This window comes from Stenotrophomonas sp. 05N37 (assembly GCF_056397365.1).
The window spans coordinates 385,988-405,416 of record NZ_JBFTNG010000002.1 but is presented as its reverse complement, the minus strand read 5'-3'; the positions used below and the strand labels follow the sequence as shown (position 1 = coordinate 405,416).

Genomic DNA, 19,429 nt, shown 5'->3' with positions numbered 1-19,429 from the left:
CCCCCAAACCCGCACACGTGAAGCCGTGGTAGACCGCACTTTCATCCCGACAGACGAATGGCGGCGGAGCCGCGCCAAGAAGAGTGCGCCACCTTCAGTCTCGCGGAACTCGGGGCCTTCTGTTCATTGAAGGATGCCACCTGAAACGAGAGGAGCCCCGCCAGGCGGGGCTCGTTGCTTTAGTGCAACCGGGGGCGCCGTGGAATGGCGGATGGCTGGGACGCGTCCGACGTGACGGGCCGCTTCTGGAAGTCCGACTGCGCCTCCCGGGTCGGCTCGGCTCGAACAGAGCAACGTTCCAAGACAGCCACGCTCGCGGCCTCCAAGCACTCCTCGCGCAAGCGTAGGTCTTCGGCCAAGATCGCCTCTTGCTCCGGGGTTGCGGCAGCTTGGGCTGCAGCCAACTCAGCAGACCGCTGCTCCAGAGCCGCCAACCGGCGGCCGCGACGCCTGGCCCACTCACGAGCCGTCCAAGACACCCCGGGTTCCGGGTGGTTCGCCACGAAGTCGTCCCACGCCTGTTCAGCCATGTGCCGCAATCGGATCGCACGGCGCACAGCTTTAAGACGCTTGGGGAAACGGACCAATGCTGCTGCAAATCGCTTCAAGCCCAGCAGCAGCCCGTTGAGCGCCGAACGATGCTCCTTGCACTCTTCGGGAACGACTTCTCCGCTCGCCAGTGCACTGACCGCTTTCAGCGTGGAATGGAGCGCATGGCCAGCCAATTCATCCTTGAGCGTGTTGCCTTGGCGAACCACCTCAATCCGGATGGCCTCCACCGAGGGGGCCTCCCTGGGAACACCCTCGGTGCTGCCATCGGAGCGCCTCTCGCCGATGGCTTTGCCCAACCCGTGCGATACAACGATCTGACCATCGGAGAAGGCAAGCGTCTGATCGATTGTCGAGCGCTTTGCCTCGCGGTGGGCCTGCGCTTCACTGTGCCCCTCAGGCGCCGCAGCCCGGCTTTCCTGTTCAAACCGGGCTAGCACTTCATCGAAGGCGTGTTGGTTCGCCTCCTGAATGGACCTGTTCATCTCCCCTAGCTCTGAGTACTCCCCTCGGCGCTCGATGGCTGACGCGTCTTTTCCCAGGTGACGCGTGGGGGCGCGTGACAGGACTGCGGCAGCCACGAGATCCCCGCGCGCGAGCGCCTCGTCGGCCTGGGCCTTAAGACTGCGGTGATCCACGCGAACGTCCAGATTCGCAGCTTCAAGATGCGCATTCGTCGTCGCGGCCACCAACTCCCGGATCCACTCGACCTCGGCCCGGCCCGCAGGGCCTCCGTCGAGCTCTCGGGTTTTGTCCAGGAAGCCGTCAGGGCCAAGCCGGCGTGTGGTTGCCAGGATGTGGACATGCCAATTCATGCCTCCTTTGCTACCGGGACTGTGGATGCTGGCTTGTGCGGCAAAACCGTAACGATCTACCAACGCCCGCGCCACGGCGAGGGCAAGAGACGATCGCTGGTCATCGTCAAGCTCGTGGGGCAGCGCAAACTCGAACTCCCGCGCGATGGTGGAATCCTTGCGGCGTTCCGCGGCCTCGGCCTCCGTCCAAAGCGAGGCAGGCACCAGGGCCCAACCTGGTGCGTCGTCGGGAATGATGCAGCGTGATTCAACCACGCCGTCTCGCCGACGGTAGTCGTGGCGCTGCCCGGTGCGCGTATCTTCGAGAAGAAGTCCGGCACGGTAGGCGGCTGCCGCGACGGACGAGTGCCCCTTGGCTCGGCTGAAGGTTTTGACGTTGGCGTGGTAGATGGCCATGCGGCTCCAAAGCAGTGGATGTGGCTTTGTTTATGCCGTGGCTTTGGATTTTCGCAAGCGCTGGAAGCGATTGGGGTTCAAGGGGCGAAGCCCTTTGCGCACGCGTTCCGCAGGAACGCCTAGGTGCGCTCTTGCGTTTCGCTACGATGCGTTGAATTCAGCCGCCAGCGCCCACGCAGCCACTTTTAGAATCGAACTCAAAGGCATCCTTGACGGCGTGCATTTCTCTGCTTGACTGGGCGTGCATTCGCTGGAGAACTACATGAGCGCAACTGATCACTACCAAGAACGCATTGCCCGCGCGACCAAACGGCTCGCCCAGCTGCAAGCGAGAGACTTGCTGGCACAGCAAAGGCGAGACAGCAAAGCAAAGGACCTTGAAAGGCGCGTGCAAGCCAAGCGTCGCAAACGAATCGCGGACCTCGCGATTCTAGCTGGAGCGGACAAGATCGATGACGATGAACTGTTAGGCACCCTTTCAAATCACATGCACGCGCGCGCGGAACCGTATGTGCGCGAGGCTGCTGTGATGCGGGGAAACCAGCTCCTCGACGACGCAGCGAAAGGTTCACGAGGGCTGCACTGAGGCAACAAAACCGCCGATGCGGCTTACACACGCTCTGGGAGACGTTGCCGGCCACTGGCAGCGCTCATTCTTCGCCTTCGGTTGTCTCCCTAAAGATCAGGTCGTCCACAGTCGGAACAGGCCTATCTACGCCTTGAATCAAGGTTTTTGACTTCAGAACAATGTTCTGAAAGAAGGCTTTGCAGTCCAGCACGCCATCAACCGAAAGCCAGTGCGTGGCCTCTGGAAGAAGCGCGGGACTCAACGGATACTTGGCGTTCGGGTTGTGGAACACCTCCATCTCTGCCGTCCAAGGCTCGTGATCATAGGGTGCCCAAAGCGCGCGGTATTCGTCTGTGTTTACGTCCATGCAGAACGGCACCCCGCGCAAGGCACCGGGCGTAAAATCGCTGAGTTCTCCAAAGCGAACGTAACGGTAGTCGTCTGCGGGAAGATCGAACGAGTAAGGGACGCGACTGAGCTTTGCAAGGGTCGCGCCTTGGCTGAAGATCACAGCCGACAACTGTTCACCCTCCGGAGTGAAGAACAAGCCCGCCGGGATCTTGGGAGCGCCGGGCAGGACATGCACATCTTGAGAGACCGCCACCCGCTTGCCCCGCACCTCTATCTCTTTCGCATAGAACCCATAGAGGTACGCCATCAGCGCTACACGGCTCCAAACCATCGAACCGGGCGCATGGAAATCCGCAATGGCGATGGCGAAGGGCTTCCCAACGACGTGATCCATGCGCACATACGCTTTGTCTAACTTGTTCTTCAAGGTCTTTGCATAACGCTCGGCAGCCCCTCCCAGCATTCTTTCTCGCCGGTTCAAAGGTGGCTCGGCCTCTTGAGAATGGGCGTGATCGTAAGGCACTACGGGATTAGTCGTGACGGCCTCAATCCATGCGTCGTCTCCCGTCCGATTCCGCACATAGAAATCTGGTGACGGATGATTCTGATCGACCCACAGGCCCTGTTCCTTCAGGCTGGCAAACAGAAGCGCTTCCCAGAGTCGGGTGTGGAAATTTCCTGTGCGACAGTCGCTGGCCCAATTGGCATCTGGGTTTGGCATCGCCAAGTAGAGCTCATTGAGCATCGATGCCCCGCGCCGTCTGCAGGGGTGCGCGAGAAGTTTGAAAATTTCGCTGAACTCCCTAGCACCCTTGCCCACAAGTGGAGGACGGCGCTTCACCCCAGGAGGGACCGGCAGCTTGCCTGCGGCCTCTCCGCAAGCATCCCTGATGATCTCCATGGCGCGCGACAGATCAAAGGCGTCTGCCTCTCTGCGAAGGACAACCCAGACATCGTCCACTTGGCGCCGCATCACAAGCACTCCGAAGTTACCCGTGATCACATTTTTCGTCAGCGCACACACCGTGATCCCATCCGAGCTCTTCCACGCGCTTTCGGGAAGGTCATCACCGAACCCCAACCCCCTGGGCAAGGAGAGGGCGAACACGGCGAAAAGCGCTAAGGGCATAGGCTCCATGACTGCTCCAACGGTCAAAGATGGGATCACGCGTCCGGGCACAGCCTGCCATTGCAGGCAATCTACTGGAAGCACGACCTTTCAACGACGACCCGGTTTCGGTCGGCCCAATCGTCTTGAAAATTCCCTAATGATCTCGGCCCACCTTGTCTCAATTAGCCAAGGTCAACCAAAGTGCCCTTCCCTGCTCGGCGCTCATCTCACTGAACTCGGAAGGTTCCCAGTGCGTATGGGTGAGCAACTTACCAAGATCTGCCAAGACCTTTTCGCACCGCCTGCCAAACTCAAACACGCCGTCGTAGGTGAGGTCCAGTGCGCCGATGTCAAAGGGCGCAGGCTCCTGACCAATCAACTGCATCTCCCAGTGGGAATGCCTTTTGTCACGGAACGTCTTGACGCTTTTGCCCACAGGATCATGGGAAATTTGGTCCATGGCTACTGAGAGGGCGGCCCACTCTTTGTCAAAAACGTCCTTGTTTCGGTCGCGTCGTCGCTGCCGCCATTCTTCTCTCGTCGCTTCACTGATGCCCTCAATCGGTTCTTCTTCTAGATCATCGAACATACCGCCATAGCTGTCCCGATAGCGCTCGCGAACCCCCGGCACCTGAAGCTTGCGCCAGATGTTCGTGAGGCTACCGGTCTTCTCTCCCTTGTCGAGAAACAGCCTGGCAAGCTCGCGGATGTAGTCCTGACCCAAGAGTGGCACCAAGTGGTTCCAGAGCCCCACTCCTTGCGAATGGTCAAGCTTAGCCTTCATGGCAGCCTGCACATCACTGTCCTTTACCAAAGGCTTCAGCAAATGGACCCGTTCGTCCAGGAAGTGCACTTCGCTCGTCAAGGCCCGGATCCAACCATCGATTTGGCGAATCCTCTGATCCAGATCTTCGTCGCTCACAGCCCTTCTCTTCCAGTCTCTAAGAAAGAGAGATTACCGGGCAGGTTTTGGGCCATCAACGGCGCAATGGGCGAAATGCACTCGCCCGGACCAAGGGGGCCGCTCACGCCATCTCTAGAGGTCACTCACACGAACTCCGGGGCGGCCCGGGCATGGTGTCGTGAACCGTGCCAATGCAGGTCAAAGGAAATCGATGCACCCGGACATCCTCGGCTGGGCCGCGACCGTAGTGTTGATCGCCACCTTAGTCCGCCAAATGGTCAAACAGTGGCGATCGCCCCACCCCGAAGCCGTTTCGAAGTGGCTGTTCGTCGGTCAAATGACCGCATCCACGCTGTTCACGATCTACAGCGCTCTCCTAGGTTCAACCGTCTTTGTCGTGACCAACGCATTGCTATTGCTCACCGCCGTGACCGGCCAAGTCTTGGCTTGGCGCAGGCGTGGACGAGCCGGGCCGCCGCCCCCGTGCTGACCATGTAAACGGCGCGCTATACGCTCCGGACTGAGTTAGCGCGCAGGTGCAGCTGACAACGCCCGCCCCTAAATCATTTACTCAATAAAACCAATAACAGCAACATCCATTTATCATTCATTCATTTTCATATCTTCGTTTTTGAAGGACTTTGTTAGCTTATTCAGTGCAAACAGTACGCAATTGACTGCTATTGATTGCTTGAAAATCGCTCGAAATCCCTTTTTTTATAGGGCTTCACGGAGATAACTTATTTAGGGGGTTGGTGAGGGCACCCTCGCAGCCGGAGCAACGTCTAGGGGCGTTCAGTAGGGCGAAAATTTTTGTATCAACCCGGTTGACGAATTTGCGGCCTGTTTTATCCGTACTTCCATCCCCCAGATGGAAGTGAACCAATGACCGCTCTACCCTCCGCAGCACTCACCGATTACATTGCCGCACCCTTTGGCACCCTTCATCTGGAGGGCATCCACATTGGTCGTTTCCGGATTGAACGAGCTACGATTCAAGGTCGCGAAGCTGCAATCAATCTTCAGGAATGCATCCTGACAGCGCTGGACGAAATCGGCCGCAAGAGCGCGCTGAAGAACGGAACCCGGTATCCCCAGCAGCTGCCCATGGGTACACCGGCGCGTCCCTTGGCCAAAGAGATCGATGATCACCTCGCGGACATGCGCCGCCGGCAGCTGGACCCCAAGACAGTGCTGGCCACGGAGCGCACCCTCAAGCTCCTCCTGCTGACCTGCGGCAACATTTCGGCCTGCCGCGTGGATTACAAGCATATCCAAGCATTGTGGCAGCTGCTGCGCTGGGCTCCGAAAAACCTGTTGTCGGATCCCTTGCTGAAACGCCTCAGCTTCGATGACGCGATCACTTTGGGGAAGGAGCAGGACGTACCGGCCTTGGCTCCGGCCACCGAAGAGCGCCACCGCCGCTTCTTGGTTGCTTTCTTCAACCACCTGGTCAACGGGCAAGCCATCGCGTCCTCGACCATGAAGGCCTTCCGCAAACCAAAAGAAGATCACGCCATCGATCCCGACAAGGCCATCCGCCTGTTCGAGGACGGAGACCTGCAGGCCATCTTCGACCCGGCCGCATTCATCCCTTGGGCGAGAAAGCCGCAGCACTGGTGGGCACCGATGATTGGCCTCTACACGGGCGCTCGCGTCAATGAGGTGTGCCAGCTGAAGCTGACCGACATCCTCCAGGAGCGCGGCATCTGGTGTATCGCCTTCCAAAAGACCATCGATGAAGACCTCGCCTCGGATCCGAAGCGCCAACGGCGGAGCCGGCAAAGCATGAAGGGAGCCGGCTGCATGCGCATCGTCCCCATCCCCAAGCCTCTATTGGACGCGGGCTTTCTCGAGTTCGTCGAAGACATGAGGGCGACTGGCCACCCGCGGCTGTTCCCCCTCCTCTCTGCCGGCGTGAACCGGAAGACCGGAGAGACCAACGCCCGCTACAGCCAGCAATTCGTGGTGGATTTCGGCCGCTACTTGAAGAGCCTTGGGTTCGCCAAAGGGATCGGGTTCCATGCCTTCCGCCACACCCTGGCGACCGAGCTTGATGTGAACGATGTTCCGGAGAGAGAGATTGCACTGGTCACCGGCCACAGCACCGATCCCCGGGACCGGGTCCAGGTGTTGCGCAAGCACTACCTCCACAAGAAACCGCAGGTGACCCGGAGCAAGCAGATCAGCGCCCTGGAGTTGTATCAGCCCAACGTGGAACTGCCGCGCTACGAGCGCGGACAATTTGCCGAGCAGTTGAAGGACCCGAGCAAGTTCCATCCGTGATACCAGCAGCTGTTGCCCAGGCCCCAGCCAAGTTCTGGAGGGGGCCTAGGCTGATCAGGGCACGTTCGCATCGAATTCCATTTGGAATTACGCTAAAGCCCTCTACGCTTGGACCACACAGATGACCATTGATGTCAGCGGCCTGTCGGCAAAAGAACTCAAAGCCCTCATTACTCAGGCAGAGAAGCAGCAAACCAAGGTGCTGACTCGGCCCAAGGCTGCCGCCATGCGAGCCAAGATCAACCAATACGTCAAAGACCACGGTTACACGATTGAGGAGCTTTACGGAGCGGTTTCAACGGCCTCTTCCGAGACCTCCAAGAAGCGCACCGGCCGCAAGCCCACGAAGTCGGCCGGAAGCAAGGTCGCTCCCAAGTACCGCAATCCAGCCAACCTTAGCGAAACGTGGTCCGGCCGAGGCCGCCAACCGAGGTGGCTTGCTGCGCTGGTCCAGAAGGGGAAAGAGCCCAGCGAGTTCTTGATCAAGTAGTCCAAAGTGCAGGTCGAAGATCGAAGGCGAATCAACGGCCAGGACCTTTGTCGGCACGCACGCGGGCGCATGGGAAGGTCTGAGACCGGTTGCCATGAACGGCGGATACGCTCGAGCGAATGCACCGATCGGTTCCACCCAACTTTTCAGGACAGGACATGCGCCCACTCGCAGGCGTGCTCAAGGTAGAGTTCCTCGACAGGGTGGGCCAACGGTGGACCAAGCCTCCGCTGCGGCGACGCTTGGAGGTGCTTCAGACGCTGTCAACACTGTTTGACCAGTTTCACCAGATGGGGTTGGCCGACCCTCATTTCTCCAGACTTCTGGCTCGGGGTTCTCACGCGGAACACCACCAAAGGCTCGCGGAGATGCTCTTGGCAAAGTACCTTTGGGATGATGGCTTCTCGTTGACCAGCGCCCCTGCTGGACCGGACTTCAACGCAGCGAAGAACGGTCATTCGGTGTGGATCGAGCTGGTTACTCCCGAGCCCAAGGGGATCGACCCTCACTGGCTGAACGTGTCCCACCAAGAAGGCGTGTGGACCTATCCCCACGAAGCGATCGCATTGCGCTACACCAGCGCGCTGAAGGAAAAGCACCAGAAACTTGTGGGAGGTCCAGGGAAGAGCGCCGGCTATTTGGCCAAAGGCATCGTGTTGCCAGGCGAGAGCTACGTTGTCGCAATTAACCAGCATCTCCTGCAGGGCGCCTTTCGTTCGCTAAACGGCATCAGCCAAGCACCTGTGGCTGGTGAAGTGGTCTATGCGATTGGACCGCAGCAGTTGCATCTAAGCCGCTCCACCGGGCAGGCGCTCCATTCAGACCATGCCCACCGACCTTCGCTGAGCAAAGCCGGCCAAGCCGGCCAAGCCGGCGGAAGGGTGGGCGTGCCTGCGGACAGTTTTCTCAATCCTGCATATGATCCCGTTTCAGCAGTTTGGGCGCTTGACCTTCAAGAGGCAGCACTGCTCTCCAGCAGCGCGCCGCACTTTCCCGCTGCTCATTTGTCCGCAGTGATCCACAACGAAAGGGCCACCTCCAGAGTGCCGCCCCACTTGCTGCCTGCTCAGGAAGAATGGATCGGAAGGACGACGGCCTCTTCCATAGAGTTGTGTCGACTCTAGCAATCTAGAACCGGCTTGTTGTGCTCGGAAATGAAAAGAATGGCTCGGCGAAACGAATCACTCCCTGCTTGCTGAAGGAACCAGGATGTTCGACATCCCGCGCAACATGAAACTGCTTCATCAAGGCGAAGAGGAACTTCATGAGCGCTCCATTGCTCTGATCGCATCCCATCGAGATCTTTCAGATCACTTGGCGTTGGTAGAGCGGGCCATGGACGTTCTGGACGTGCTCCGCCAGCACCACCAAGCCAATGATGACGAGCGTACCGTGAGCCACCTCGCAATACGCTGTTTCAATCACTTTGCTGGGTCATGGAAGTTGACGGCCTCGGGCTACTACCAAGCGGCTGCGCTCCTTCTCCGAGACGTTGTTGAAACCACCTACTTGATCAACGCCTTCTACCTTGACCCTGCCCACATTGCCATGTGGCGTACGGCTGACCGCAAGACGAAGAAGGCACTCTTCTCTCCTGCAGCGGTTAGGAAGCGCTTGGACGCGGACATGGGAGTCGCACGCAGTCGGCGCGAACAGATCTATGCCACGTTTTCCAGCCTGGCTGGACACCCCTCGGTCGAAGGGTTTGCGATGCTTCGGCCCATGGGTATGGACGCGCACAACGGACCGTTTCTCGATTTAACGGCGCTGCGCGCACTTTTGGAAGAATTAGGCAAGCTGGCGGCCCAAACGGGGCATGCGTTTTGTGCCTTCCTTGACTTGTCTAATCCGGCCGCCGCGCAAGTTGCACACCGATTTATCGCGCTTGCGATGGACTATTCAGGACTCTATCTAGGCCGCCCTTACACCGACGAAGAACGCGCAGAGATCGATCGACTGTACTCAGAAATCGATCAGAGCTGAGCACGCCCCCTCAAACCTGCCCGGACACGAAGTCCCTGCCCATCAGGTCCCGCCGTGTCCTCCAGCGGCCTGGTCCGTCCGAGCCACGGATCCTTGGCTTTTCTAGCCAGGCAAGCGATGGTCCCGTTTTTAAAGAGCGCCGAGGTCTTTCACGACGGCCTGGCCCGGCTGAAGGAACCCCAGTAACAACCGTCCTCCGGCCACTCGCCTGCCCGCCCTTTCGTTTAGCCACTGCGCCTGCCGCCGGCCCGCCTCGAACAGGGCCGGCGTTGCCATTGAGGGCGGCCAATCCTGCAAGGGCTCACCAGGCGACGAGAGCTGCCCCGTGATCGGCTGGACCACCGCAGGCACCTCCGCGTCGTGTTTGGCATAGGCGGTGGCCATCATGCGTCCGCTTTTGGGGGACCATCCGCCCAGCACCAGCTCCGTGGTGCAGTATTCTGCCGGCAAGCCCGCTTCAGCCACGGCTTTGGCGTAGTTCGGCCAAAGCTGGTCAATGACCCGCCCCAACTCCGCCGTCAGCTGCTCCAAGGTGAAGTCCGCTCGAAAACTGGCTTCCAACGAGAGCTGGTAGATGCGCAGGAAGAACTGGGCCGACCCTCGGGTCGCCAGCAAGATCTGGTGCTGAGGAATGAGCAGCACCTTCGCCCCTGCCGACGCTTGGCCGCTTAGGGCGTCCTCCGCCCAGGTATCCACCGTCACAACCAACTGGTCAGCGCTCAGCAAAACGTTGAGGATGCTCATGGGCAAAGTCTGGCGGCCTGTCCCCCACTATCCAATCTCCCCCCACACCTGTCGAGCCCTCCTATCGAACTCTCCCTAGAACAGTTGGCGCGCGCCTTGAGGCATGCGAGGTCGAGTAGGAAGCCCAATGGGGCAAGATAGTATTCAGAAATCCGGGTTGCGGACCATCAATGCCGCCCCCACCCACACGCCGAAGTTAATGATCAACGATGGATGGAGTTCAACGTGCGACTGGCGGATGGTCCATGCGCGCAGGAGAAATAGCGAGGACACAGCGCAATAGCAGGGGATGCTCCGAGTTGGCGGGCAATCCTAACTCGCCAAAGGCGAGACTTTGTCGACAGACAAAACACATCCAAAAATCAAAGGCCTCAGGCCACACAGGATTGACAAATCATCCAATCCAGCTATTAAAACCTTTTCTGGCAGCCACGAATCATGGAATTACAGGCCCGCATAACTGAACTCGCCAATTTCGGGGTTACCGTCAATTACCTCGAGGGAGAACAATTGCCCTGGCAGACCACTCACGCGCATCCTCAGCCGGAGTCACTCTCCTTTGCCACGCTGGGCGAAGCAGAAGATCACTGGGATGCGGTGGCAAAGAAGGCCGTCTACAAATTGCTCCTTGCGAGGGGAATCTGTGAGGCGGCGAAAACGCTTAACGCCAGAGACAGGCGAGTATTCCAGCGCTGGGCAGAAGGAAAGAGGTTTCTCCCCTCGCGCCAATTGTATCAAAGAAACTACGACATTCAGCTACCCCTTACATGGAGATCTGAAGCGAGACACCTGACTGCCGAGCACGGTTCCATTGCGGGCCTCACCCTGCTTATGATACTAAGGAGTCATTGCCAGATGAGGACGGAGTCTCCATGTTTCACGACGACCGCAGCAGCCGACGATGAGCTTCGCATGGCCAGACGAGGAGTGCACCCTTAAAGTCAAGGAAGTTATTACGGCTTGCGTAGGCGAAGTATCTCATATTGTTGACCCCACACCCTTGTCTGCAGCGCTTCTGATCGCAGCGATTCGCCTGCAGGCCAAGCACAGCGAGACGCAATTAAAGGAGGAAGAATTTACCTCCGCACTTGCTGGAATATTTATGGGCAACATCCCTTGGCTCAGCCTGCTCTTCCCGGCAATCCACATGCCGGGATTCGATCACGCGACGTACTCAAAGAGCTCGCGCGATTCAAAGAGCGAAAGTGCCACCGGGGCTGACTTCGCGATTCTCATCCACCTGCCAAACGGTCAAGCTCGCGTCGCCGTGTTCCAAGCAAAGATATGCAACAAGAATGGGAGCATATCTATTCATCAGATGGCCCCCGCTCGCGACGGAAAGACGCCACAACCCCAGCTACTTAGGCTTGCGGAGTATGGCAACAACATAAGTTCCAAATTGACAAAGGAGAACTGCCTGGATTGGGTCCACTACTGCGGCTACAGCGAAACCTCATCATTTTGCATCCCCCTAAGCAACATCCCCTTGATAATTGAGAGCGTTTCTGAACATGATAAGAGCATTTCGGCCGAACTAAGGGCGGAAATCGACGCGGAATCCGAAGCCACACGCGCAACAATATTGTCACTCGCGGATAAAAAGTGGACAGGAAAGAAATCACAGGACTTGGTGCGCGAGAAAGATACAATTGACTTGGCGCAATTACTTTCCCTTGGCGCCGCAGTACAACCAGGCTTTAAAGCGCCCGGCTGGCTCACCTTGGAAGGCGGACAAGTTGGAGAGTTTACGAAAACGACGTCGGACGTGATGCCAATACTCTCAGTCCATTCGGGCTCGCCCCCAGAAAGTGGAATGAACATCGAACCATCTGTCACCACAGTGGTCGACAGCGTTAATACGGCAACGAAGGGATATGCGAATACCGTCAAAGAAGGAATAACAAAAATAGAATCAGCACGCACTGGCATGACCTTATAGCCACCCCTTCAGCTCCAATCCACACCCGAAATTTGCGGCAAATAGCATGCGGACGAACGAGTCTTGCCGGCACCCCCTATCCGGAACTGCGGCCTTTGCCGGACATTCAACTCACGCCAATTGCTGCCATGAGCGCGACCAGCCTTGGGATGTACTCTGCCAACGCCCCTCCTGCCGCACCTTCCAGTACCGACCGAAGTGACTTCAAGGAAGCCTCAATGATGGAACGGTTTGGTTTCGCGGACTGCAATTGAACCAGAACAGTGTCTGCATCGACACTCGCTTGGGAAGCATGGCCCAATACCGCGGCGGCCTCCTTGATGTCTGCAAGAAACGACGACAGCTGCTGCCGATGCTCCTCAATGCGCAATGATTGACTACCCGATGAAAGTTGCTGGAGCTGGGAATTGTTCATCGTACCAATGGTGATGGTGTTATGAGTCACCTGTTGTGCCGCCTGCACCTCGACGGGCGTGAAGCTCAGCCCATCGCCCAATACCCCAGCGCTTTCAAGGTCGAGCGACCACTGCAAAACCCTGTTTCGTACGCAGTCCAACACCTTTACAAATGCGCTCGCCGAAAACGACAGCACTGGCTGCATGGGTACGTCCATGCTACGCAGCAGATAATCTGTAACCTTCGCGCTGAACGTTAGGCGTACATTGCCGTCGTTTTGGTTCAGCACAGCCTCGATCTCAGCAACGCTGAAATTCAAAGGAACCTTGCAGAGAACTTCCTGCGTCTCTGGAGGCATCTGCAGCGGAATGTAGCCATGGTACGGATTGCGAACTTGCGGTGTGCCACGCAGGTGTCGGTATACGGGTATCTCTACTCCAATGCCGTCGCCGTAACCGGACAACTCGGCTTTGATCCACGCGACATCCTCAAAGACGTTCAGCTTGGTTGAGACAATTAGGGCCTTTCGAAGCAGGGCGCTTACACTTACCTCTGCATTAGCGGCGTCTAGCTGTATCTCGTGAACCAAGCTTCCCATACCGACCCCTCATTGTTGGGAGAAGTATGCCGGTAGCGATGAAAATCCGCCACTAAGGGCTGATACGGTGTTGAACCCATCCAAGTGAGCGCCCGCCCTGCCCGCGGGAGAGAGTAAAGGCCTAGCCATCGGTTTCCCTTGGAACGGGACCAGTTTCCCTCGGTGCGCTTCGACTGCATCCGCTGGTTGACCTTACGAACTCCGCAGCGCGCTCGTCAATGGAACCAAGGTAGGAACTGAGCCCACGGAATTACTTATGCATCCGGTGACTTGCAACATCGCGTGCTCAGGAGCACAGTTCACTCATCCAAGGGGGATGAGCAATGGAACGCTCGGAATTTGCTATTGACCGTGCACTGTATTCGGACGATGTAGCCGCTCGGGCCGCGCATCGCTATGGCGGCGAGCTTGGTGTCGAGCTGCGCAGCCAAGGTGCCAACCTTACTGTCATCTTTTGGTCCCTGGACGGCTCTCAGTTGCCAGAGGACCTCTGGGCCCGGTTTTCCCGAGACTTGCTGGACGAACGCCTGCGAGCGACGGTCCGAGCTGAAACTAGCGGGTTGCAGCAGGAGCTGCTTCGCGCAGCGCTGAACCAGGCACAGCCGGTGATGCCCCATGTCGAGGTTTAGGTCCGCTGAGGCTTTTGCCGCCCCATCGGACTACCAACTGTTGCCTCTGCGGTTCCGGCGCCTGCCGTGGGATCACGATCGGGCCTTCGTCTCCTCGATGGCAGGCGACTGGCTCCTGATGAAGATGGAGGACGTTCAGCGCCTGGTGACCCACTGGTTGCCGACTGAATCCGCCCTTTTTGCGGATTTGGAAGCCCGGCACCTGGCCGTCGCCGGGACCGACCGAAGCAGCTTGGCGCCACTGCTTAGTCAACTTCGAAGCCGAAAGTCCTACCTGATGGGTGGACCCGCTCTGCACATCTTCGTGGTGTCGCTGCGTTGCCATCACACCTGCAATTACTGCCAAGTGTCCCGGCAGGAGACGAGCGCCACTGCGTTTGACATGGAAGGTGCGCACGCCGAACAGGCGGTGGAACGGTTGTTCGAATGGCCGAGCCAAGAACTGACGATCGAGTTCCAAGGGGGTGAGCCCCTGCTCAATTTTGAGCAAGTGAAGGCCATCACCCGGCGGATCGTCGAGCGCAATCGGAGCGCCCGACGCACCCTGCGCTTCGTGCTGGCATCCACTCTGCATGACCTCACCGACGACCAGCTGGCGTTTCTGACCGAACATCGCTTCAAGCTGTCTACGTCACTGGACGGTCCCGAATGGCTTCACAACGCCAATCGCCCCCGGCCCGGCCGCGACAGCTACCGGCGGACTGTGGAGGGGATTGAACGCGGGCGCCGTTGGCTGGGAGACGATGGCGTCTCGGCGCTGACGACGCTGACCCGCCAGAGCCTCGAGGTTCCTGAGACCATCATCGACGAATACCGGAAGCTGGGATTCCACAGCATCTCCCTACGTCCGTTGAGCCCCTACGGCTTCGCCACCAAGACGGCCCGGCGCACCGGCTACCCCACGGAAGACTTCCTGGCCTTCTACCGGCGCGCCTTCGACCACTTGCTGTCGGTGAACCTGGCCGGCTACGCCATGGAAGAGTCCTACGCGTCTCTCCTTCTCTCCCAGCTCTTCACGTCCTTGGGGCACGGCTACGTCGATCTCCGATCGCCCTCCGGAGCCGGGTTGGGCGCCGTCATCTATGACCACGACGGACGGGTCTATCCGTCGGACGAGGCACGCATGCTGGCCGCCATGGGGGACCATGCCTTTGCCTTGGGCCACGTCAGCCAACCGGTCAGCCAATGGCTGTCCTCGCCCGCCATGGCCCGCTTGCTGGACGCTGGGGTCGCCGAGGCCCTACCCACGTGCTCCGACTGCGCGTTTGTGCCGATGTGCGGCGCCGATCCGATCGAGCACTACGCCCGCCAAGGAGATCCTATCGGCCATCGGCCCAGCAGCGACTTCTGCCGGCGGAACATGGGGCTCTTTGATTTCCTGCTGGAGCGATACGAGAAGGCTGACCGGAACATCCAAGGGTTGATGCGCTCCTGGGCCAATCCGAAGCCGCCGGTGGAGGACCCCGTCCATGCTGCCGCTTGAAACCAGAGCCGAGCTGGCGCCGTCAGCGAAGGCCAGCCTGCTCAAGGTCGTGTCGCTGGCAGAGTTTGCCCAATCACCACTTCCCTTCGAGCGCTTGGCCCTGGACCTGCGGGGCGTCCCAGCGGACCACGCCAGCAATGAGCTGCTAAACCTGCCTTGGGGTGCAGTCTTGCCCTCGAGCGGGTTGCGCTCACCCAGTGAGGTCCCTCTCGTTCACTTGGAAGGACCGCCGGGTGTTTGCAAGCCTGGGGATGTGGTGGAGCTCAATCCCCTGCAGAAGAAAGTGGCCATCCGCTACCGGCGCGGAGACACCGGCAATGTCTTGTTCGCCACCGAGCGCTGCAACAGCTACTGCCTGATGTGCTCTCAGCCGCCCCGAGACGTACAAGACGATTGGCGGGTGAGGCACCTCCTGGACCTGATCGACCTCATCGATCCGGAGGAACCTTCGCTGGCGATCAGCGGCGGGGAACCGACCCTGCTGGGTGACGGATTGGTCGACGTGGTGGCCAAATGCGCGCACGTGCTGCCCGACACCCACCTCCACATCTTGTCCAACGGTCGCCTGCGTGAGCCTGGCCTGCATGCCAAATTTGCAGGCCTCCATCCCAACCTGAGCTGGGGCATTCCGCTCTACGGCGACCGCTATGCTTTGCACGACTACGTGGTGCAAAGCGAGGGTGCGTTCGCTCAGACCCTTCGTGGGCTTTACGCATTGGAAGCCGCTCAGCAACGGGTGGAGATACGGGTCGTGTTGGTCAAGCCCACGGTCGAGCGCCTGGCACAGCTGGCCCGCTACATCTGGCGAAACCTGCCCTTCGTTGAACACGTTGCACTGATGGGCATCGAGCCCATCGGCTTTGCCAAAGCGCATCAGCGTGAGCTTTGGGCCGATCCGGCGGACTACGGCGACGTCCTGTCCGAAGCGGTGGAGCTACTGGCCGAGGGCGGAATTCCGGTCTCGCTCTACAACTTGCCCCTGTGCGCGTTGGACCGATCGCTTTGGCCCTACGCCGTGCAGAGCATTTCGCCTTGGAAGAACGACTACCTGCCCGCTTGTGACGGCTGCTCGGTTCGGCAGCGGTGCGGCGGCTTCTTCTCGTGGGTCACACCGGCTTGGACCAGCCGGTCCATCTCTCCTGTCCTGGAAACCTGATCATGTCCAACGCACTGATGATCGTCGGCGCAGCCACCCTAGGATCCTTGGGCACGGAGCCGCCTAAGGGCCAGTCCGACCTTTCCAGGCTCTCCGAGATGGACGGGAAATACGCGACCGTCCTGAGCACGTCGCTGAATGCAGGTCGGCACAACCTGTATGCAGGGCACCGCAGCCACAGCTCTCACCGATCACACAGTTCCCATCGCTCCCATTCGTCCGGGTCGGGAAGCTCGTATCGCTCCTATACGCCGCCACCGGCGACCTATACCCCACCGCCCACCCGCTACACCACGCCAGCAGCACCGGTGGCCCCAGCAGCCCCGCGAACCACTGGCACGGGCAGCAGTGGCGGCAGCCATTTGAATAGCTACCCGACCCAGAATCTGGATCCAGCCACCCGAGCAAACTCGAGATCCACGAACAACCTGACCTTGGAGCCCGGCACCTACGACAAGCCGGTAACGGAGGGACGGGACGCCGATGCGCTCAAGCTGCTGATCATGCGTGTCCAGGCAGCGCTCTATTCCAAGGGCTACGATCCAGGTGCCATCGACGGGGTCCTCACTCCTGAGACCCAATCGGCGCTGCGAATGTTCCAATTGGCCCACGGCATCCGGGCAACCGGAACGATGACGACTCCCACCCTGGACGCGCTTGGCGTGCGGATCTAGCCCTCAACACCTTTAATCCCGCGGCTCCGAGAGGCCAAAAAGCGAACGGCCTCCAGAAGAGTGAGACACCCGTGGCATTTAAGGACCGAATCACAAACAGCTCGACACATCTGCAGATCCGCTCCTATGTGGACCTTGCGCAGCTTTGCGCACATGGTTAGATGCTTCCATCTTTAAAGGGAGCAGAGACGATGAACCACAATTGCAACAACAAGCAGCACAGAGGCTCGGAGCACGACTGGCAACAGGCCATGGACGTCCTTCCTATCTTGATCATCGAACGGAGCGAGGCTTCCGTCATGAGCACCGACGCGTTGATCGCTGCGGCCAAAACGGGCCTCAGGGACGCCTGCGAGAACTACCGGACGGCTTTGATCGAGCATCGAAGGACGTAGGCGGCCATCTTCGCCGGCATCTTCCACGAACCGCAAAAAGGGGGCATTTGCCCCCTTTGATGTCTGTCAGAAGCCCCCGGCCCGCCCTACAGGCTGGTGGCGCGCCACACGCGCCCGATCAACCCGCCCACCAGTGGCGCAATCGGGAAGACGGTGTAGAGGGCGGCCAACGCCAAGGGCGGGACGGACACGAAGAAGTTGCGTTCCGACTCGATCAGGCCAGGGTGGAAGATCCCCACCCCGATGCTTCCGATCTGCACGGCCACCACAACCAGCGTCCCCATCAGTGCCCCCTTCCAAAAGCCCCCGCGCTTCGGTTCCAGGAAGGGGTTGGCCGCCTTGGCTGCCCTGACGCGCGCCGCCCGCCAGTTCAGCACGTAAAGCAGCAGGAGGAGCGTCAGCACGCCGACACCGGCCGCGAACGCCGCCACAGCCTGCCAGGCAAGTCCCAGCTCTCCAGAAACTTCTGCACCGCCTGCGAAGGCGAGCAGCCCAGCACCGCCCAGGAGGACCGTTGCGGGTGCGAGCAGGCCCCACTGCATATGGGATGCGGTCGAGTGAGAGCGGACATGGGCATTCATGGAACCTCCAAATGAGCGAAAACGAGGGCGGGTTACAGAGGCCGATCAGGGCTTCTTCTGTGCGTCGATGAGCACCCACTGCCCTGCCCGCTTTTCAAACACCAGGTCTGCCCGGGCAGGCACAGGTGCAGGAGCCTCCCTCAGTTGGCGACCGCCTTGGAAACCGATCACATCGAGGGTGCCGCCCGTGACGCACGTCGTTCGTTCGGGCCCGCTCGGATTGCAGTCGGCGTTCAAGTCGTCCCAGCCACGCACTTCCACCCGCTGCCCCAGCTCGACCATCAGGTTCGCGTTCAAATACTGCTCGTACCCCTTTGCAACCTGCTCCACCGACGGTCCCTGTTCCGCCTTGCTGCATGCGGCCAAGCCGACAATGGCTACTGCAGCGACTACCATTCCACGCTTCATGCACCTTCTCCTTGGTTCTTGTTGACGTCCACTTCGATCGTTTCGTTCCGATAGCCCAAGCTCACTTTCTCGACGGTCACGTCCATCTTGGGCTCCGTGCCGTCGATCCAAACCCGATTGACCGAGAACACCACGCGGTCGTCCTGAAAAGAGCGCCCTTGCCGCGCGAGGTTGGCCGCTTCAGCGGGGTCCATCCGGATCAGCAACCGGTAGCGCCCCGCGTTCGGAGGGCTGGACACGCCCGTGGGCGTCTTGCGGATCCAGGGGACGAAGTTTTTTCCCGTGACACTCAACCCAGCAACCGAGATCTGCGGCATCGGAACGAACACTTCCATGACGCCCCGATCCGCGTTGTAGCTGACCCCACCCAGCGCCTTGAAGTTCGGGCGAACGGCATACCGCCGAATCCCTTTGAACCGCTCCAGCCGGGCGTCGAAAGCAGGCCCGAAGCGCTTCTCGATCATCGCCGCGGAGGGCTCCGCCTCTTGGCTGCCAGTCGTCCTCTTTGCACCCACCCACGCCTGCCGCAAGCACCACTGCCGTTTGTCAGGCCGCAACTGGTAGGAGGAATAGGCCATGGCCAACAGGCCCATGTCGCACATGTCGATCCCTTGCGCCCCAGTGGAGGACAGACCTTCGCGCAGGTGCTGGGCACCCTCAAGGGTGTCCTCGTCCAGGTCCCAGTACATCCCGGCAGGTTCGGCGTACAGGGGGTGGGACACCTTGGCCTGTGACCCAGACTTTCCAGAAAGGGCCCCACCAATCTGCCGAAGCAGGCCCGATGCGGTCGTGGATTGGGCGTTCGCGCCCGTCGATACGGCCAGCGCGAGCGCGCCAGCCAGAACTGCCCCGTTCTTCATACAGCCCCTCGTTCCTTTGGATGGACTTGCCACGGACTTACGTGGCACGTAGAGTCTACCCGTGACGTAGGGCTTGGGTCATCATCGGTGCATGCCTGCACTGCATCCGTTCA

At 59.6% G+C, this 19,429-nt stretch carries 19 protein-coding genes; 11 read left to right on the top strand and 8 right to left on the bottom strand.

Annotated features, from left to right (window positions below):
- Positions 1-179: 179 nt before the first annotated feature.
- Complete coding sequence (locus tag AC1DGC_RS08440; protein WP_478047654.1) at positions 180-1,760, bottom strand: MobA/MobL family protein; 1,581 nt, start codon at positions 1,758-1,760, stop codon at positions 180-182.
- A 262-nt stretch (positions 1,761-2,022) separates the two neighbouring features.
- On the opposite strand from AC1DGC_RS08440, the gene AC1DGC_RS08435 reads away from it, so the two are divergent.
- A complete protein-coding gene (locus tag AC1DGC_RS08435; protein WP_478047653.1) occupies positions 2,023-2,346 on the top strand; it encodes a hypothetical protein in 324 nt (107 codons plus the stop codon).
- A 64-nt stretch (positions 2,347-2,410) separates the two neighbouring features.
- On the opposite strand, the gene AC1DGC_RS08430 is transcribed toward AC1DGC_RS08435, so the two are convergent.
- Positions 2,411-3,817, bottom strand: coding sequence for a hypothetical protein (locus tag AC1DGC_RS08430; RefSeq protein WP_478047652.1), 1,407 nt, complete (start codon positions 3,815-3,817; stop codon positions 2,411-2,413).
- Positions 3,818-3,968: 151 nt separating this feature from the next.
- A complete protein-coding gene (locus AC1DGC_RS08425; RefSeq protein ID WP_317215001.1) occupies positions 3,969-4,712 on the bottom strand; it encodes an AbiU2 domain-containing protein in 744 nt (247 codons plus the stop codon).
- A 193-nt stretch (positions 4,713-4,905) separates the two neighbouring features.
- Here AC1DGC_RS08425 and AC1DGC_RS08420 point away from each other — a divergent pair, with 193 nt between their 5' ends.
- The 5 genes from AC1DGC_RS08420 to AC1DGC_RS08400 all read left to right on the top strand — a co-directional run bounded on the left by AC1DGC_RS08420 (position 4,906) and on the right by AC1DGC_RS08400 (position 9,453).
- On the top strand, positions 4,906-5,184 hold the full coding sequence (locus AC1DGC_RS08420; RefSeq protein WP_180873864.1) for a hypothetical protein: 279 nt from the start codon (positions 4,906-4,908) through the stop codon (positions 5,182-5,184).
- A 395-nt stretch (positions 5,185-5,579) separates the two neighbouring features.
- Positions 5,580-6,980, top strand: coding sequence for a site-specific integrase (locus AC1DGC_RS08415; protein WP_478047651.1), 1,401 nt, complete (start codon positions 5,580-5,582; stop codon positions 6,978-6,980).
- A 121-nt stretch (positions 6,981-7,101) separates the two neighbouring features.
- Positions 7,102-7,470 (top strand): H-NS histone family protein, encoded by a 369-nt coding sequence (locus tag AC1DGC_RS08410; protein ID WP_478047650.1) that lies wholly within the window; start codon positions 7,102-7,104, stop codon positions 7,468-7,470.
- A gap of 158 nt (positions 7,471-7,628) precedes the next feature.
- On the top strand, positions 7,629-8,594 hold the full coding sequence (locus tag AC1DGC_RS08405; RefSeq protein WP_478047649.1) for a hypothetical protein: 966 nt from the start codon (positions 7,629-7,631) through the stop codon (positions 8,592-8,594).
- An 85-nt stretch (positions 8,595-8,679) separates the two neighbouring features.
- On the top strand, positions 8,680-9,453 hold the full coding sequence (locus tag AC1DGC_RS08400; RefSeq protein ID WP_478047648.1) for a hypothetical protein: 774 nt from the start codon (positions 8,680-8,682) through the stop codon (positions 9,451-9,453).
- A gap of 129 nt (positions 9,454-9,582) precedes the next feature.
- On the opposite strand, the gene AC1DGC_RS08395 is transcribed toward AC1DGC_RS08400, so the two are convergent.
- Positions 9,583-10,197, bottom strand: a complete 615-nt coding sequence (locus AC1DGC_RS08395) for a hypothetical protein (protein ID WP_478047647.1) — start codon at positions 10,195-10,197, stop codon at positions 9,583-9,585.
- A 901-nt stretch (positions 10,198-11,098) separates the two neighbouring features.
- Between AC1DGC_RS08395 and AC1DGC_RS08390 the strand changes: the two genes are divergently transcribed.
- Positions 11,099-12,136, top strand: coding sequence for a hypothetical protein (locus AC1DGC_RS08390; protein WP_478047646.1), 1,038 nt, complete (start codon positions 11,099-11,101; stop codon positions 12,134-12,136).
- 106 nt (positions 12,137-12,242) lie between these two features.
- On the opposite strand, the gene AC1DGC_RS08385 is transcribed toward AC1DGC_RS08390, so the two are convergent.
- Positions 12,243-13,130, bottom strand: coding sequence for an AbiTii domain-containing protein (locus AC1DGC_RS08385; protein ID WP_478047645.1), 888 nt, complete (start codon positions 13,128-13,130; stop codon positions 12,243-12,245).
- A 323-nt stretch (positions 13,131-13,453) separates the two neighbouring features.
- Here AC1DGC_RS08385 and AC1DGC_RS08380 point away from each other — a divergent pair, with 323 nt between their 5' ends.
- From AC1DGC_RS08380 to hxsA, 4 genes are read left to right on the top strand one after another with little or no spacing between them, the layout of a single operon-like run.
- A complete protein-coding gene (locus AC1DGC_RS08380) occupies positions 13,454-13,759 on the top strand; it encodes a hypothetical protein (RefSeq protein ID WP_478047644.1) in 306 nt (101 codons plus the stop codon).
- On the top strand, positions 13,746-15,242 hold the full coding sequence (gene hxsB, locus AC1DGC_RS08375) for a His-Xaa-Ser system radical SAM maturase HxsB (RefSeq protein WP_478047643.1): 1,497 nt from the start codon (positions 13,746-13,748) through the stop codon (positions 15,240-15,242). Before AC1DGC_RS08380 ends, hxsB begins: the two co-directional genes overlap by 14 nt.
- A complete protein-coding gene (gene hxsC / locus AC1DGC_RS08370; RefSeq protein WP_478047642.1) occupies positions 15,229-16,398 on the top strand; it encodes a His-Xaa-Ser system radical SAM maturase HxsC in 1,170 nt (389 codons plus the stop codon). The genes hxsB and hxsC overlap by 14 nt, the downstream gene beginning before the upstream one ends.
- A 2-nt stretch (positions 16,399-16,400) precedes the next feature.
- Positions 16,401-17,072 carry a His-Xaa-Ser repeat protein HxsA gene (gene hxsA, locus AC1DGC_RS08365; RefSeq protein WP_478047641.1) on the top strand — a complete coding sequence of 224 codons (672 nt, stop codon included), beginning with the start codon at positions 16,401-16,403 and terminating at the stop codon, positions 17,070-17,072.
- Positions 17,073-17,553: 481 nt separating this feature from the next.
- Here hxsA and AC1DGC_RS08360 read toward each other — a convergent pair whose 3' ends face one another.
- From AC1DGC_RS08360 to AC1DGC_RS08350, 3 genes are read right to left on the bottom strand one after another with little or no spacing between them, the layout of a single operon-like run.
- Positions 17,554-18,048, bottom strand: a complete 495-nt coding sequence (locus tag AC1DGC_RS08360; protein WP_478047640.1) for an ABC transporter permease — start codon at positions 18,046-18,048, stop codon at positions 17,554-17,556.
- A 45-nt stretch (positions 18,049-18,093) separates the two neighbouring features.
- Complete coding sequence (locus AC1DGC_RS08355) at positions 18,094-18,456, bottom strand: hypothetical protein (protein WP_478047639.1); 363 nt, start codon at positions 18,454-18,456, stop codon at positions 18,094-18,096.
- Positions 18,453-19,316, bottom strand: coding sequence for a hypothetical protein (locus AC1DGC_RS08350; protein ID WP_478047638.1), 864 nt, complete (start codon positions 19,314-19,316; stop codon positions 18,453-18,455). The genes AC1DGC_RS08355 and AC1DGC_RS08350 overlap by 4 nt, the downstream gene beginning before the upstream one ends.
- Positions 19,317-19,429: the final 113 nt, after the last annotated feature.